This window comes from Bacillus sp. FSL R12-0074 (genome assembly GCF_038005725.1).
In the GTDB taxonomy this organism is placed as follows: domain Bacteria; phylum Bacillota; class Bacilli; order Bacillales; family Bacillaceae_G; genus Bacillus_A; species Bacillus_A mycoides.
Window position 1 is genome coordinate 153,501 of record NZ_JBBOTR010000002.1, and the last position, 17,529, is coordinate 171,029.

The 17,529-nt window shown below is 34.8% G+C and carries 16 protein-coding genes; all 16 read left to right on the forward strand.

Annotated features, from left to right (window positions below; translation table 11 throughout):
- The first annotated feature begins 29 nt into the window (after positions 1-29).
- A complete protein-coding gene (locus tag NSS97_RS28575; protein ID WP_002130425.1) occupies positions 30-317 on the forward strand; it encodes a DUF5592 family protein in 288 nt (95 codons plus the stop codon).
- A gap of 14 nt (positions 318-331) precedes the next feature.
- Entirely contained in the window at positions 332-1,165 is an 834-nt protein-coding gene (locus NSS97_RS28580; RefSeq protein ID WP_088031961.1) for a hypothetical protein, read from the forward strand.
- A 15-nt stretch (positions 1,166-1,180) separates the two neighbouring features.
- Entirely contained in the window at positions 1,181-3,118 is a 1,938-nt protein-coding gene (locus tag NSS97_RS28585; protein ID WP_199627341.1) for a VirB4 family type IV secretion system protein, read from the forward strand.
- 4 nt (positions 3,119-3,122) lie between these two features.
- Positions 3,123-4,256, forward strand: a complete 1,134-nt coding sequence (locus NSS97_RS28590) for a bifunctional lytic transglycosylase/C40 family peptidase (RefSeq protein ID WP_105590259.1) — start codon at positions 3,123-3,125, stop codon at positions 4,254-4,256.
- 27 nt (positions 4,257-4,283) lie between these two features.
- Positions 4,284-4,862, forward strand: a complete 579-nt coding sequence (locus NSS97_RS28595) for a hypothetical protein (protein WP_017674551.1) — start codon at positions 4,284-4,286, stop codon at positions 4,860-4,862.
- A 21-nt stretch (positions 4,863-4,883) separates the two neighbouring features.
- Positions 4,884-5,780, forward strand: coding sequence for a hypothetical protein (locus NSS97_RS28600; RefSeq protein WP_088265973.1), 897 nt, complete (start codon positions 4,884-4,886; stop codon positions 5,778-5,780).
- Positions 5,781-6,040: 260 nt separating this feature from the next.
- Complete coding sequence (locus NSS97_RS28605; protein WP_016102512.1) at positions 6,041-6,301, forward strand: hypothetical protein; 261 nt, start codon at positions 6,041-6,043, stop codon at positions 6,299-6,301.
- A complete protein-coding gene (gene mobP2 / locus NSS97_RS28610) occupies positions 6,294-7,487 on the forward strand; it encodes a MobP2 family relaxase (protein WP_341114932.1) in 1,194 nt (397 codons plus the stop codon). The genes NSS97_RS28605 and mobP2 overlap by 8 nt, the downstream gene beginning before the upstream one ends.
- Complete coding sequence (locus tag NSS97_RS28615; protein WP_282915238.1) at positions 7,488-7,919, forward strand: hypothetical protein; 432 nt, start codon at positions 7,488-7,490, stop codon at positions 7,917-7,919.
- 42 nt (positions 7,920-7,961) lie between these two features.
- The gene (locus NSS97_RS28620) at positions 7,962-8,237 is read left to right on the forward strand and encodes a hypothetical protein (RefSeq protein WP_341114939.1); all 276 of its coding nucleotides are present in this window, start codon (positions 7,962-7,964) and stop codon (positions 8,235-8,237) included.
- Positions 8,230-11,469, forward strand: a complete 3,240-nt coding sequence (locus tag NSS97_RS28625) for an LPD25 domain-containing protein (protein ID WP_341114943.1) — start codon at positions 8,230-8,232, stop codon at positions 11,467-11,469. The genes NSS97_RS28620 and NSS97_RS28625 overlap by 8 nt, the downstream gene beginning before the upstream one ends.
- Positions 11,470-11,614: 145 nt before the next feature.
- On the forward strand, positions 11,615-11,749 hold the full coding sequence (locus NSS97_RS28630; protein ID WP_256487075.1) for a hypothetical protein: 135 nt from the start codon (positions 11,615-11,617) through the stop codon (positions 11,747-11,749).
- A 15-nt stretch (positions 11,750-11,764) separates the two neighbouring features.
- Positions 11,765-14,422, forward strand: a complete 2,658-nt coding sequence (locus tag NSS97_RS28635; protein ID WP_341114946.1) for a type IA DNA topoisomerase — start codon at positions 11,765-11,767, stop codon at positions 14,420-14,422.
- A gap of 238 nt (positions 14,423-14,660) precedes the next feature.
- Positions 14,661-15,596 carry a nucleoside hydrolase gene (locus NSS97_RS28640; protein WP_341114949.1) on the forward strand — a complete coding sequence of 312 codons (936 nt, stop codon included), beginning with the start codon at positions 14,661-14,663 and terminating at the stop codon, positions 15,594-15,596.
- A 257-nt stretch (positions 15,597-15,853) separates the two neighbouring features.
- The gene (locus NSS97_RS28645; RefSeq protein ID WP_341114951.1) at positions 15,854-16,834 is read left to right on the forward strand and encodes a DUF3991 and TOPRIM domain-containing protein; all 981 of its coding nucleotides are present in this window, start codon (positions 15,854-15,856) and stop codon (positions 16,832-16,834) included.
- Positions 16,827-17,489, forward strand: a complete 663-nt coding sequence (locus NSS97_RS28650; RefSeq protein ID WP_341114953.1) for a restriction endonuclease — start codon at positions 16,827-16,829, stop codon at positions 17,487-17,489. Before NSS97_RS28645 ends, NSS97_RS28650 begins: the two co-directional genes overlap by 8 nt.
- Positions 17,490-17,529: the final 40 nt, after the last annotated feature.

The following is a 17,529-nucleotide window of genomic DNA, read 5'->3' on the forward strand; positions in this document are numbered from 1 at the left end:
TTTTTATTGTCGAAAAGGAGGGAATCCCGATGAGAAGCTATCGGATTCCGAAGGAAATCAGTACAGAATTACGGATTAATAAAGTGCTTTATTTAATAGATTTCTTTTTATTAATTGGTTTATTAGTTGTAACAATGATTCTTAGGAATTTCGTACATGATTCCTTTCAGTTACCATTTGTTATTTTCATGGCAGCTATTGCAATTATTATGATTTGGCGACCAAGTACGAATCCTCAAAAACGAATGTATGAAGTGTTGATTATTACACTGTTAAGAAGGAAAGGTGCATATTGCGCCATTGATAACGATCAATAAGGGAGGGATCACATATGGCGTTATTCAGCGAAAAAGATGTGGAGAAAGAAGAGCCAAAACAACTAGAAGTGCCGAAGAAAACAGCATTTCGATTTAATGAAAAAAATGTAAAAGAATCACTTTCTGAACCAAAAGAAATTGTGAAGGTGGTACCCAACAAAAAGAAAGAAGAAAAACCAAAGGTAGAACCAAAAGTAGAACCAAAAGTAGAACCAAAAGTAAAAAAACAGAAGAAAGAAAAGCCAAAGAAAGATGTTTCGAAAAAGAAAAATACAAAACTGTTAGGTTTTTTATCTAGAAAAAAGAAAGAAGCGCCACCAAAGGTAAAGAAAAGTATTGCGGAAATTATGCAAATCGTAGATATGACGGAGGATGGCATATTTGAGCTGAAAAATGAGGAGTTTTTAGAAATTCTTCAAGTGGAAGGTGACGATATGTTCTCAAAGAATAGCGACGAACAAGCATTTGTCATTTTCTCACATGCTTATTTTTATCAAGCCTACAAACAGTCCATTAAACTTGTTTTTTTAAACTTCCCATGTCAAACAACCGAACAACAACGTTATATAGAGAAGAAAATTAAAGAATGTACCAGTCCTTTGTATGAACGAATTTTAAATCAAAAGTTAAAAGAACTTCAGTTTTTAGAATGGGGCAGAACAAATCGGGAAGCCTTCTTATTTATTTACGGAGAAACGGAATTAATCGTAAAAGAACGTGTGGATGCAGCAAAGCGATATATCAAACGCTCTACCGAGCTATTAGAGGTGGATGAAGAGAAAAAGTTAGAGCTTATGTTTAAATTGTTTAATCAAAATGCAAAATTAGGAACGAAAAATATATGGTAGTAAGGAGGAAACAATATGTTTGCGTTCAAAAGTAAAAAATCAAAAAAGGAAAAACAAGAGGAACTAAAAAAGAAGAAAGGTTACAACCCTTATTTAGTGGCTAGAGTTCAGCCACAAGGAGGCGTAAGTTTTAAAGAAAGTTATGTGCAAACAGGTGATGGGTTTTCTACTTGTATCCATGTTTTTGATTATCCAACAGAAGTAAATGATTTTTGGTTAGAGCAAATTATGAATATGCCAAATGTGATCACAACATTAGATGTAATGAGTGATGATCGAAAAGAAGTTGTTGAATCTATTAATAAATCCATGAGTGAACAAAGTGTTCGGCATGATACAGCAAAGGATAATATAGATCGGATTGATGCAAAAAATGAATTTTTAGAGCTGGAAGCTCTCTATACGGATTTGAAACAAGGTGAGGTCATGAAACGTATTCATATCCGTATCTATGTTTCCGCTAGAACTTTAGATGAGTTAGAAAAACAAGTAAAAGAAATTATGGAAACATTAGAGTCTTATAACTTTCGAGGAGCTGTCTTTTTAAATGAACAAGAGTATGAATGGGATGCACTCGTGACGAGCTTTGATACACAAAAAAATTATGTGAACCGAAGAAAAGGAAAAGAAATTCCGGCAGTCAGTTTGGCTGGTGGATGTCCATTTCACTATTCTTATTTGAACGATCCATACGGTACGTATTATGGGACAACGAAAACAAAAGGAAATGTTATTTTTGATATTTTTCATAAAGACAAACAAAGAAAGAGTTATAACGGTGTAATGGTTGGAAAGCCTGGTGCTGGAAAATCAACCTTACTAAAAAAGAAAGCCGTGGATTATGCAAGTAAGGGACATTTTATCCGTATTTTTGATATTGTAGGTGAATTTGAGGAAACAGTACGTGACTTGAATGGAAAAACAATTGCATTAGATGGATCACAGGGTCAAATTAACCCACTTCAAGTGTATAAGACAGCAGAAAGTGAGGAAGTTAGTTTCATTCAGCATTTATCCAAAGTAACAACTTTTTATCGCTTTATTGCACCAGAAGCAAAAGATGATGAAATTAAAGAGTATGAAAATTTGCTTCGAAAATTATATATTCGTATGGGATTATGGAATGATAAAAAGGGAGTAACAAATGAAATTACAACAAGAAAACCGAAAGAATACCCTATCTTCTCTGATTTTTTAAATTTTGTTCGTAACGAGTTATATCAAGATGTAGAAAGTAAAAAACACCATGAAAATTTAGGAGACAGTAGAATCCATCGTTTAGAATTAATTGAATTAAATCTTATGAACCTAGTAGAAGTGTATGCGCAATTATTCGATGGACATTCTACAATTGAAGATTTCAAGAAAGAACAAGTTGTATCTTTTTCCTTACGGAATATATCCAGTTCTAAACCAGAAGTGTTTCAGGCGCAAATCTTTAATGTGTTAAATCTTCTTTGGGATGAAATGATTTCAAATGGTGCTCCTCAATTAAGAGCCTTTAACAAAAAACAAATTGCTTTTGAAGATGTCATTCGATATTTCATTATTATTGACGAAGCACATCATATTATCAACACACGAAAAGAGAGTGCTCACGCTTTACAATTTTTAATTAAATTTAGCCGAGAAGACCGAAAATATTTTGCTGGTCTTTTATATGCAAGCCATACAATTCGAGATTTTGTACCAGAAGGATCTTCACAAGAAATGATAGATGAAATTAAAAAGCTATTTGAACTTACACAGTACAAATTTATCATGCAGCAAGATAATAACAGTTTAGATATGTTACGAAAAGTATTTGCAGGACAGTTAAGTGAAAGTGAGATTGCAGCCATTCCACATTTGCCAACAGGGGATGTCATTTTAAGTATTGGGGCTGTAAAAAACATTCATTTTCATGTAGAAGTAACAGACGAAGAATTGATGTTATTCGGGGGAGGTGCTTAATACCATGCATCTGGTTTTAAAGATCATACCAAAGAAATGGCTCATCACTTTAGCGTTAATTGTGATGGGTCTTTTTTCTTTTCTTTTACTTGGAGTCGTTAGTATTTTCATTGCAGCAATGGGAAGTGATAGTGGAACAGGAACAGACACGGGTGACATTACGTATACAGGTGAAGGGCAAGTGATGAATGTATCGCCCGAAGTTTTGAAATGGGAACCTACGATTCGTAAGTATGCGAAAGAGTTTGGCGTGGAACCCTTTGTCGCTTTAATGCTTGCCCAAATGATGCAAGAAAGTGGAGGGCGTGGCAGCGATCCGATGCAATCATCGGAGGGTGCTTTTAATACGAAATATTGCAAATCACCAAACTGTATTACAGATCCAGATTACAGTATTTGGGCTGGTGTACAGGAGTTTAAACATGCGATAGAAAGAGCTGGTGTAACGAGTCCTGGTGACATGGATCATATCAAAACAGCACTTCAAGCTTACAATTTTGGAACAGGATTTTTTGATTTTGTTGGCGCAAATGGTGGTAAGTATACGAAAGAATTAGCAATTAAATTTTCACAACAACAGTATCAAAAAGTAAAAAATACTGGTATGTATCATTGCCTTAGACCAGAAGCCGTACCATATCAAGCGTGCTACGGCGATATTTTGTACGTTGACGCAGTTTTAAAATATTATCAGCCGGGTTCTGTCGTTTCTGGTGGAGGAGGAAATCCAGGAAGTGGAGGCAGTAGCGGTTCAAAAGTTGCCGATGTAGGTCGCCAATGGATAGGGCGTTCTACGTATGTATTTGGTGGAGGACGTAACACAAATGACATTGCAAGAGGAATTTTTGATTGTTCAAGTTTTGTACGCTGGGCATTCGAACAAGTAGGGATGTATACCAGTCCGATAGGAGCTGTAAGTACGGAAACATTAAATAAAATCGGTACAAAAGTATCAGCAAACGATATGAAACCAGGTGACGTTATTTTCTTTGATACCTACAAACATGACGGACACGTTGGCATTGTAATTGATAAAAATACTTTCATTGGATGCCAAACTAATAAAGGTGTTTTCATTGAAGATTTAAATAATCCGTATTGGCAAAAAGTCTTTTCTGGTCATGTAAGAAGGTTCTAAAAACCGAAAGAATAGGAGACTAAAAGAATGAAAGATAAACGAAAATCTTTGTTTATTGTGTTTGTCATTTTAGTTGTAGGTGTGACAGCTTTTAATATCTATTTGAGCAAAAAGTCAATGAGTGATGGCAAAGAAAAACAGTTAAAACTTTCAAATGAATTACTAACAAAACAAAATGAAGACTTGAAAAAACGACTGGATAAGGTGCTTCCTTCCGCACAAGAACAACAAAGAAGGGCGTACTTATCGACAGCCGAAACGTTTATACAATTATCATTTCATCGAGAAAAAGAAGGCTACAGTGAGCGAAAAGAAAAGGCAAAATCCATTATGAGCGAAGAACTTTTACAACAATTTTATCCAACTGATAAATACGAATTAGGAGATACGTATAAAACGAAACCAATAGAAATGAAGTTTTATTTACAAGAAAATGAACCAGATAAAGAGGAAGTAAATGTGTTAGCTGAATTTATAAATGTCACGACAGATTCAACGCAAAACCGAGAAGAAAAAGTAAACAATGTGTTACGAATCATCATGAAAAAAGAAAATGAAACATGGCGAGTTACAAGTGTGGAAGAGTTAAATATGAAAGTTTTATAACGAAAAAGGTGGGGTGAGAGTGTGATAGGTGCAATTGGTAAGAAGAGTGAAAGAATCAATCTAAGAAAAAATAAGTCGTGGATCTACTTAACCATTATCAGCTTTCTATTTTTGGGTTTTTTCGCTTTCTTGACATCTAAAATTTACATGCCAAACGATGAAAAACTATTCCATACAGAGACAAATAAAGTAATTAAGTTGTCGGGTATGGGGAAATTGATTGTAGAACAAAGGGAATACAATCCACACAAAAACTTTATACAAATTCGCTTTCGAATAGAAGGGTATGAGGAAACAGGATTTACGTTTAAAGCACAAGAAAAAGCAAAGTCTGGTGTTCAATTACCTGTCAAAGTGTTGTATGAAGAGAACGGAAATTATGTGGTGGAAGTAACAGAGTTATCTCCGAATTGGGGAGCATTAGCTTTCGATATTTACAATGAAAACGGTGAAAAAGAACAAATGGATATTCGTAAATTCACGCAAGATGTTAACGAATATGAAGAAGAGAATGCATCAACAAAAAGTCCGAATAAACTCGTTCAAACGATTTTTACCGATCAGAGAAAAATAAAAGCAAATGATGAATTATTAGCTGAAGATAAAAAAACATATGAGCTAGATTTTATAGAAAGAGACAAAAAAGATATCGAAACAAAAATCAAAAATTATGGGAAAGCAATCAAACTGGAAGAAGAAAATGCGAAGACAGTCTATGAAAAAGTAAAAGAATTAAAAGATGAAATGAAGTACCAAACTGAAGCGGAAAAAACGGAAACACAATCTAAAATAGCATCCTTAGAATCTAAAATAAAGTCATCAGAAAAGAACGTCGAATTGTTTAAAGGGGAACAAAAAATTGCACGAGATAAGATCAAAAAGCTAGAAGAAAAAGCACAAGGAATTAATAAAAAGTGAAAAAAGTCATGTCGTCAGTGAGTGCTCACCAGTGAAATTTGAGTACTCACCGAGTGCTCATTTGGTGGTTTTTGTATCGTCAGTGAGTACTCATCAGTTCGATTTGTGTCATCAGTGAGTACTCACCTTGGAGGTTTTCTTGTTCCCATCGTTTCGCTAGGCTCCGCCTAGCTTCACACCTTAGGTGGGAACAAAAACCCCTTATGCTCTTCTCACTATTTTTTGATCTCTACCCACAATTGCAGAAAGGAGAGAGAAAAGTGGAAATTAGAATTAGAGAAGTAGATCCAATTGCCGTAAAGAAAATAGATGAAATCGCAAAGAGGAAAGGATTATCCAGGCAGAAATTTTTGAAAGACCAAATTGAAATGCTGGCTTTTTTTCAGCAACAAAATAAAAGAGAAATGGAATTAGAAAATATCATCCAAAAGAACATCCATATGATGAATGATTGTTATAGCGAAATGAAAAAAATGAATGAGTTTATACAACTCATGATGCAGGATGATGAAAATGAGTAATGCAGTCCCTGTTCAATCTTCAGTTACACCTGGTGTTGTTTTAAAAACAAAATTTGTATTACCGAGTTCCGATGCATTTCAGAACTATATTGAGTATGTAGACCGGGAAGAAGCACAAAGTGAAGTGAAGCTCAATCCGAAAATGTTCGAAACGTATCAAGACTATATGGGGAATTCAGAAAAGACATCAGCACTATTTACAGAACACGCAAATCGTTTAAAAGAAAGTGAAAAAAAGTCCTTAAAGGAAATGTTTAAAACCGCTCATGAGAATGGAAGTATCATGTGGCAAGATGTCATTTCTTTTCATAATCCATGGTTAGAGGAACAAGGCATTTATGATGAGAAAACGAAAACGTTGGATGAAAAAAAGTTGATGGATGTAACACGGCTTGCGATGAAGGAAATGCAAAAAAGAGAGGGGATAGAAAAAAGTTCTACCTGGTCGGCAGCCATTCATTTTAATACGGATAATATTCATATTCATGTAGCAACTGTTGAACCATTTCCAACGAGAGAACGTGGCAAAAGAAAACCAAAAACATTGGATGCAATGAAAGGAAAAGTCGTAAACAATTTGTTAGATCGTAAGCAGGAACAAAAACAAATTAATGATTTGATTCGAAAAAACATGGTGGGAAGTAAAAAAGAAGATTCCGTTTTTGATTGGCGCAATCAACATTTGAAACCATTGTTTTTACAAATCTATAAACAGTTACCAAGTGATAAAAGACAGTGGCAATATAGCTACAATACAATTCAGCCATTGAAGCCGGAAATTGATGAATTAAGCAGGAGATATATTCAACATCATCATAAAAAGGATTACGATCAGTTTCTCCAAAAGTTAGATAAAGAAGTGCAAGTTTTTAAAGAAGCATATGGGGAAGGAAAGTATGATAAGAAGCAATATGAAAATTACAAGACGAATAAAATCAGTGACCTGTATAAAAGAATGGGTAACGCCTTTTTACAAGAAATGAAGGCATATGATAAAGAACAAAAGAGAATCCATCACATGAAAAAATCAAAGCCGTTTCAAAAATTTCAACAGAATGTATCTATTCAGTATTCTATGAGAAAAGTGGAACGTGCTTTTAAAAGTGAATATGAGAGTTGGAAGAACCAAAAGTATTATGAGCGTATGCAAAAAGAAAGTGCATACCAAAATGAGAGGGGTTATTAAATGAGTACAATTAGAAGACAGGTAACGATGGATCAAGAGACAGAAGATTATATAAATGATTACATGGAGGAACACGGAATTCGATATACAGGGGAAGCAATGGGAAGAATTTGCAAGGAGCATGAAGCAGCAAAAAACACAGAATGGTCATTAAATTATATAACAGAAGTGGTATCAAAAAACTTACACGATGTGTTGAAAAGTGAACTAACAAAAATCCGTCTTGGTTCAAATAGTGCGGATAGAAATACACAAGTTTTAATTGAGTTATTAAACGGTTATTTCTTTTTAGAGGGCGTAGATAGCATTATTACGACTGATAAACAGGAGATGGAAAGTGTGAAGATGGCAAAGAAAACTGTGGAAGAACGAATTAGTCATGCAAGACAAAAACGTTTAGATCATGAGGCATCAAAGAACAATGTAACGTAAGCTACATTGTTTCTTTTTATAAAAAAACAGGAGGTTATTTAGATGTTATTATTTCGTGAAGATATCGCATTAGGAGTCATTAAAGAAATTGGAGAAGATGAAATTGTGTTACTTGTAAAAGATGAAGAACTAACAATTAAAATTACAAGAGAACAAGTGAGAGAACTAGCAATCCATGTCATGAATCAAGAAAATATGTTAGTTCCGGTTAATGTGAAAACTCATGAGCTTTTCTTTGATACAGCTGAGAGATGGAATGAAGAAGAAATGGAGGAATTGCAAAAAGCGAGTGAAAGAGTAGGAGAAAATCATGAGTAAAAGTTATAAGAAAAAGTATCAAACGAAATCACCAGAAGAAAAGAAAGAAGCGGTGCAAGCTTTAACAAAAAAGATGGAAAAAAGCATAGAAGGCTATTTTCGTACACCAGGAGATTTGAAAGATTATTTATCGTTTATGGCAAAGTTCTATCACTATTCACCATCTAACATTTCATTAATACAGAGTCAATTCGAGGGAGCCCAAGCAGTCGGTTCCTTTTCTTTTTGGAAAGAAAAAGGATTTCCGGTTAAGAAGGGTGAGAAAGGAATTAAAATCCTTGTTCCAAACCGAACTGTAGCAAAATTCAAAGACAAAGAAGGCACTTGGAAAACAGTAACTAAAGCAAATGAGGAAGAGAAAAAACAAATCGAATCTAAAAACGTAGAAGTGATACCTGGTCGCTTATATTTTGCTGTGGGTCATGTGTTTGATGCGTCTCAAACAAGTGCAACAGCAAAAGATCTACCTCGTATTTTTCCGAATCGTTGGCTAGAAGGGAGCGTTACAGATTACCAGAGTTTGTATAAAGGAATGGCAGCCATTGCGGAAAAAAACGGTGTAAAAATCATTGCACCAAAATCAGAACTGGGTGTCGCAAAAGGTGTGAGCTATACCCTAACAAAAGAGGTTGCCTTGAATCCGCGAAACAGTGAATTACAAAATGTAAAAACACTTCTTCACGAATTGGCGCATGCCAAACTTCATACAGTAGAGACACATATGAACTACACAGCACCAGAAAAAGAGTTCCAAGCAGAAATGACGGCTTATGCAGTTTCTTCTTATTTTGGGATTGATACAAGCGAATATTCTTTGGGGTATTTAGCGAGCTGGACACAAGGAAAAGAAATGAAAGATAAAACGAAGTTGCTAAAAGAAGTACATGAAACTTCAATTGAATTTATCGAAACAATTGAAAGCACGTTGGAAAAAGAAAAAGAAAAAACAAATGAAAAAGGAGTAGATCATATGGCAAAAGAAGTGTCTGAAAATAAAGATGGAAATGTAAGAGACAATTTCGAAATTTTAACAGGCATTCAACAAAATGCACAGCGACTTATTGATGAAAGGCTAGGAATAAATTTTGAAAAACATTGGGAAAACTATGAAATTCAACTTTCAGAAGATAGTCGTGTATTAGAAGAAATAAACCCTAATGTTCGTTTGAATTTAAGGGAGATGGAACAGATCGTTTATGAATTTGGTACAAACAGAGAACAAGATGCACTTAAAAAAATTACAGATACGTTAGAGCCATATTATGAAGCTGATTTGTTAGGAGATAGTTTCAATGATATACCACTTGCTAGGGTTTCGTTAGATCGTGAAAAGAGTTTAAAAGTCGATTGTGTTAATGAGTATGTGAAAGAAAACCATAAGGATTTTTGGTTTCAAAATTCAGTGAGCCTAGCTTTGAATGTAATTAATCACCGAATTTCAACAGCGCATAAAGAAGTAATGAATAATGATATTGAATATAAAGGACTATATCCAAAAGACGAATCAGAAGTGATTTATTGCCAAGAAACAGGTAAGCCATTACAGCAAAATGAAGAAGTTTTTCATGTTGAGGGTCATGGATATACAGTAGCAGAAGAGGCAAGTTTTAAAGGTCTAGATAAAGAGGATGGGTATTATACAACGATTGAATATGAACATGTAGAAGAAAAAATACTTGCACCAATTGGACTAGAAAAAAACGATCAACCTAATCTTGTAAATGAAAAACAGGATGAAAAAAATATCTTATTGGTGGAATACATGAGTTTAAGTAACACGACACAAGAACTTGTCTCTGTTGCAGAGTTAAGGGAACAAGCAGATAGAAATCGAGCATTTGAACCTGTAGAAGGTGCAGAAAAATTGAGTGATAAAGAATTTATTGATGCATTTAACGTGGCAAATCAAGAAAAGTATGCAGCACTAAATCAAAATGAAATTAATCGTCCTACTATGTTAGTTCAATGGAGCGACAACGAAAATTTTAAGAGTAATCAACTGATCCCATTTGGAGAAGCCAATGAAAAAATGGCTGAAGTCATTTCAAGTATTGAAAAAGCAAGAGAAGAAGCTAGAGAAAGAGGTCAAACCATCCCTTACGATCAAGCTCGTTATCATATTGCCATTCCAAAAGAAGTCGATAGGGATTTTGGGAGAATGGAGCTTGTGAGTATGGATCGTATGAATATGGGGGATGGGGACTACAAGACACCATATGAGCAAGTATTAAACGAGAAAAGGTATCTATCAGATGAAGTGAAACAAGCGTTACGAGATGAAGTGATGAATTATAGAAATAACAAAGAAATACCGATGGAAAAAGTACAAGAAAATCCATTAGAAAAATCAAAAGAGACACCCAACCACTTAGTAACAATTGAAGTATTAGCAAATGGTATGCAAGATGAAGAACTGGCAAGAATCCACATGATGGATGCTGTTACGAAAGATATAAATTATTTGTCTGTATGGAATCAAGATAAAACAGATCGGGACGATTTATATGTTTCCCTCATGGAAAAGAACGGGAAACGAGAAAATGTCTATCTAGATAACATTTTGAAACCAGATTTATATGAAAAGGTTCAAAGTTCTATCTTTGATGGAAGAGGAAATTTGTCATTTGTGGTTTATGAAAAGGATGCAAATATGAGTCTAGATGAAATCGTAAAAGATGAAAGATATGGACACTTAGTTGATAAAGCGGAGGCACAAAAAGATTACTCATTTAATGAAAAAGAAGTGGAATTATATAAAGAAATGAAAAAGGAAGGATATGCACCTATTGTCTCTTTAGATCAACAAATTCAACCTACAAAAGAAAAAGAATCAACTACATTAGATAAGGACTTAAGCCGGAAATTCGAAGCATACAGACGTTCACAGTATGAAGAAACACCAGATAATATTGATAGTATTGTCACTCGTGTAAAAGCTGAAGAGCGGTATTATACAACGAAATATGTTTCGATTGATAATGAGCTGGTAAGCCAGGAACACGTAGTAAAATTAGAAAATAAAGTGGATGAAAAGCTTGGAAAAGAAGGTATAACGGTGAATCAGTCTACAACTTCAAAGGAAATGGATTTTGATAAAAATTTTCAGCCATTGAATGGAAAACAAACGAATCATAAAGAAAAAGACAAGGAAATAGATCCTGGTAATGTAGATCAGTCGAGGTCTACAAAGAAATCGGGTAGAAAAAAAGAAACAATGGAAATGGAACGATGAAAAATTGTATAGCAGGAACACCAGATTAAATCATTTTTTGTTACTCAATTGAGAAAACGGAAAGTGATTTTTTTATATCTAGAAATGAAAGAGGGTAAAAGGAAAAGCCCTCTTTCTTGTTTATAGAACGAAAGGAGTGAATGTCATGAATGTATGGCTGTTTGCAGGCTGTATGTTCCTTGTAGCGGTCTTTTTGAACATGTTTCTATTATTTGGTCACAGAATGATAAAAAAGCGGAGAAACAAGAAATGGAAGCGTAAAACTGAAATTATAGATTAATAGGAGGTACTACTTATGGGAAAAACATTATTTATTGCAGAAAAGCCGAAGGTAGCTGTTGAATTATTAAAATCACCTAGATTTAGAAACTCGCAAAAGCATCCAGGAAGCAAGCCGTATTATGGCTACTATGAAAATGAAAATTACATTATTAGTTGGTGCCGGGGGCATTTATTAGAACTAAAACATCCGGAGGAGATGGACGAGAGATACAAAGAATTTAAATTTGATCACTTACCCATTATTTTAGAGCCAGAATATAAAGAGAAATCGGATAGTCTCGAACAAATTCAAATATTAGTTAAGTTGTTAAATCGTCCCGATGTGGATCATGTGGTCAACTCCTGTGATGCAGATAGAGAGGGCGAGCTTATCTATCGTGAATTATATGAATATGCAGGTGCTAACAAGCGAGAATCACGCCTATTTATCTCTTCTTATGAAGCCGCAGAACTAGAGGGAGCCTTGAACCGATTAGAACCAGGAACAGACTATGACGGGCTTGCACAATCCGCTAAAGCACGGCAATACCTGGACTATATTCTAGGAATTAATGTTACAAGGGGCTGTACATCAAAACTAGCAAGAAACCAATTCTTATTGGCTTCTGGTCGTGTTCAAATGTGTATCTTGAATGAAATTCGTCAAAGGGAAATTGCTATCCAAAACTATAAAGAACAAACCTATTACAATTTAAAGCTACTAACGGAAAATGGTTTATCACCAGTAATGAAAACCGAAGAGCAACTGATAGATTCATCGCCACTACAAAGGCTTGGAGATAGCTTGAAAGAAACGAATGTAATCGTAACGGAATTTAAAGAAAGTACGAGAAAAAAGAAACCAAAATTATTATATAACTTAACGGATATCTACAAAGATGCTCACGCTAAGATGAAGATAAATGCAGAAACAGCAAAAAAACATATTCAGAGTTTGTATGAAAAAGGCTTTATTACTTATCCTCGTTCTTCATCCAGGCACTTACCTACAGAACAAGTGGAACGAGTGAAAGAAGTAATGGGAGCATTAGAAAAAAGCTCCTATGTAAATCTAGTACAACAAGTAATCCCATCTTCTATCACACAAAAACACACTACATTTAATGATGAATTAGTCAGTAGTCACTTTGCCATCATCCCAACAACAAAATTATATGTCGGGACCAACCGAAATCCATTAGAAAAACAGTTATATGACTTAATTGTAAAACGATTTATCGGGAATTTTATGAAACCAGCAATCTACCTGGTAAGAGAAGTACATTTTATAGATCAAGAGGGCAACACATACAGTACAAAAGAAAAGATCCTACAAGAGAAGGGGTTTCTAAGTGTGTTTCAAGAGGATATAGAAGAGGGATCGGTTGAAGCATTTCAGATACCTATTTTACGAGAAGGAGATTCTTTCAGAATCGTTCAGTATGACTTGATTGAGTCACGGACAAAGAAACCAGCCTTTCATACGGAAAGTTCCATTTTAACCTTTATGGAAACGGCAGGGCGTAAGTTGGATGATGAACATTTGAAAGAACTTATGAAAGGAAAACGGATTGGGACAGTCGCAACGGAAGAAACGTTTATTCCGAAACTTTTAGAGCGAAGCTATATTGATGTTACCAACAATCAGATTCGAACCACTAATATTGGTCGTGCGTTTATAGATGCTTTTCCGGTAGATGAAATCAAAAATCCAGCTTATACGGCTGAAATGGAAGGGATGATCTACATGATCGAAAAGAATGAAATGAAATATGAGGAATTTGTAGAGAAGACAAACACGTTTGTAAAGGATACGGTAGAGCAATTAGGCGCAATGGATGATAAGGTGTCGGATAGCATTATTAATACTTGGAATCAGCAGATTGAGGTGTGCAAATGCCCTTGTAGAAAAGGAAAAATCCTTCATAAAGGTAATTTCTATGGGTGCAGTAATTATCCAGAATGTAAAATTTCTCTACCAAAGAAAATCAAAGAAAAGGCGATTCCGGAGGCACAAGCGAAAAAGCTGTTTGAGGATAAGAAAACAGACCTTTTAAAAGGATTTAAGTCCAATGAGAAAGAGTTTTCCGCTTATCTAGTGTTACATGAAGGAAATATCAAATTTCAGTTCCCAACACAAGAGGAGCTGTCATATGGTAAATGCCCAAAATGTAAAAAAGGTGAGATCCTTCATCGAAAAACGTTTTATGGATGCACGGAGCATAAAAACGGATGTGATTTTATGTTACCAGCAAAGATGAAAGGAAAAGCAATCCCTGGTAATCAAATGAAAAAGCTGATTCAGTATAAAACAACAGATTTTATAAATGGCTTTGAAGGGGAAAAGGGAGAATTTACGGCAGCTATCTATATGGAGGCGGACGGAAGTTTGAAATTTCGTTTTCCAACGACTGAAGATCGTACAATTGGCAAATGTCCATTATGTAAGAGTAGAGTTCTTGTAGGGAAAAGTAACTACTTATGTGAGAAATACAAAAAAGGCTGTGACTTCATTATTTTTGGTACATTCTCTGGCAAAAATCTAAGTAGTAACCACGTAAAAAAGTTATTAGAAAAGAATGTAACGGATCAGATCAAAGGGTTTATCTCGAATAAAAACGGGAAGAAATTTGACGCTCGTTTATCATACAGCGTACAGGAGAAGCGATTAAAATTCTTATTCGGCAAATAAAAATGAAATGGATCAACTATAAATGTAACAAGATAAAACAGTTCTTTACTATATAGGAAAAATAACGCAAAAGCACACATAACAAACCTATTATCATTCATATTATGCGAGGTTAAGTAGAAAATTACTTTTAGAGGGAATATCTCAAAACATGCGTCATAAATACACTAATTTCTTACATATAAATGGTATAAGGCTTGTCTTATAAAATTAGTTTTTGTAAGAAAGGAGATATACCTTGAAGAAAGTATTGTTATTTTGCGATCCAGGTATTGATGATTCTTTAGCTATCATATATGGTCTACAAAATCCTAAGATTGAAATTGTTGGAATTGTTACGAGTTACGGTAATGTTACCAAAGAACAAACAACTCGAAATGCCTTATATCTTTTGCAATTGGCTGGAAGACAAGATATCCCTGTTATAAGTGGTGCAACTTTACCATTTTTCAATGGGTTTACTACTTATTATCCAGAAATCCATGGCCCAGAAGGACTTGGTCCTATTCGGCCCCCTGAAAGTATAACAACTATGCCTGTTCATGATTTTAGCTTAATCCCTAAAATTATTGAAAGGTACAAGGAAGAGTTAACAATTATTGATGTAGGAAGATCTACTACCCTTGCGATGGCATTAAATATTTGGAAAGAACTAATGCAAAGTGTAAAGGAAGTATATATCATGTCCGGAGTGTTCTTACAACCAGGAAATGTCACATCTGTAGCAGAAGCCAATGCGTATGGTGATCCTGTTTCAACAAAGTTTGTAATTAATCAGTCAAAAAATTTAACAATGATTCCTTTAAATGTAACAAATTCGGCTGTATTGCTCCCGAACGAAGTGAATTATATTGTGGAACATACAAATAGTCCATTCAAATCATTAATAAAACCAATCTATGATTATTATTACAGTGCCTATAAAAAATTGAATAAAAGTATTAAAGGGGCTCCTTTACATGATGTAGTTGCAATGAGTGCAATAGCTAATCCTAGTTTTGTTCAATATATGTATCGTAAAGTAGAAGTTGATTTAAAATCTTTCAGAGGACAAACGATTGCTGATTTCCGTCCAGGTGCAGAAGCTACAGGAGTTCGTATTGGATTAAAATTAAATCAAAAAAACTTTATTAATGATTTTATAGAGACAATGGTTGGGAATCACAGATATTAATTAGAACAATTCATTTCCCTATATAGTAAAACCCTATGAAAAGTTAAATTTGAAGCCGAAGATAATTATATGGTAAGAAATAAAAAAATCTATACTCATTCAAAAATGCGATGATTAAGCGTTTTGTTAGTAAAGATTTTTTTTTAAAGACAGCAATTAAAAATTGAATATATCAACTATAAGTAGCAAAAGAGGACTAGGAAATGGAATAGTCCTCTTTTTTATTTCATTTTATAGAGTAAAGGGGGGATTCCGTAATGGCACATGTCAGTACGGAGGATGCGATGAAAGCAAGAAAAGTTGACTTGATTTCATATCTGGAAGCAAAAGGAGAAACGTTTAAGAAAGAAGGAAACTATTATCGTCATACGGAGCATGACAGTCTCATCATAAAAGGGAATCAGTACGCCTGGAATAGTCGAGGAGAAAAAGGATATGGAGCGATTAGCTTTGCGATGATGTACTATGACATGACATTCCCACAAGCTGTGATGGACATTCAGAAGGGAGACTACAAAGAGTTTGATCGTTCAAAAGCTGAAGAGGAGCGCAAAAAAGAGCAGCAGCCTTTTAGTTATCCAAAACACTTAGAGGTGCCGAAACAAACAGAAATCAAGCAATACTTAATTGATGAGCGGAAAATAGATCCTCGCCTGGTGAACTGGCTGATTAAAAAGGATCTCATCGCCCAAGATAAGAAAAACAATGTCGTGTTCAAATGGAGAGAAGAAGGTGGCAAAGGGAAAGTAATTGGAATGAACCGTCAAGGCACTGTAAAAATGGAGAATAAAAGAGGAAGCTTTAAACAAATTGTCCCGAATTATGAAAAAATCCATGCAGGTTTTACGGTTGATGTAGGTAAACCGGATAAGATTTATTTTTATGAAGATCCAATCGACATGTTATCTCATTGGAGCATTAAACAAAATAATATCCAAAACGCTCGCCTGGTTTCTATGCATGGTTTGAAGTCCAAAACAGTGATTGAATCTTTAATGGATGCGAAAAAAGAAGGGCACGATATTAAAGAGGTCATTATGGCAGTTGATAATGATAAGGCTGGGAGAGACTTCATTCAAACGATGAAATGCTTTGTAGATCTTAAAGAGGATATTCCAAAGAATGAAAAAGAAGATTGGAACGATGTCCGGAAGAAACAAGTGAGTGAGCAACAGGTAAAAGAAACAGCACAACCAAAGAAAGTAAAACCAATTAAAGAGGTGGAGAGAAGTGTCTAATCTACCAGAAATGCCAAACATATTACAAATTTTGATGTATGGTTTTATCCTTTATGTTCTTTTCCGTATTTGTAAATTTATGTACCGAAAGTTTCGGGAGCGAAGAATACTGAAGCGAATAGCTAAGTCCGGTATTCGCTATATAGACAAAATGGACGGCCATCAATTCGAAGTATACCTAAAAGCTCTCTTTCGAGAATTGGGTTATTCTCCAACAGTCACAAAGCAGTCAAATGATTTTGGAGCGGATTTGGTATTGAAGGGGAAGAATCGTATTGTAATCCAGGCGAAACGCTACGGGATGAAAAATAGAGTCGGCATTAGTGCCGTACAAGAGATATATGCAGCACAAGCCTATTACAAAGCACATGAGGGCTGGGTTGTAACGAACAGCGTGTATACAAGGCAAGCGAAAGAATTAGCGGAGGCATGCAATGTAAAACTCATAGATCGTGTAGAACTTCAGAAATTGATTAATAAAATTAATCCCGAATATTCGGCTGAAGATGTATATCAAGGGGTAAAACCTGAAGAACGGAAATGCCCAACATGTAAAAATCATTTAGTCGTTCGAAATTCGAATAAAACAGGAAATAAGTTTTTTGGCTGTTCTCAATATCCTACATGTACACATACAGAACCAATCAAAACATGAGCTGTGATGAAAATCCAGCTCTTTTGTTATTTTTAGGAAT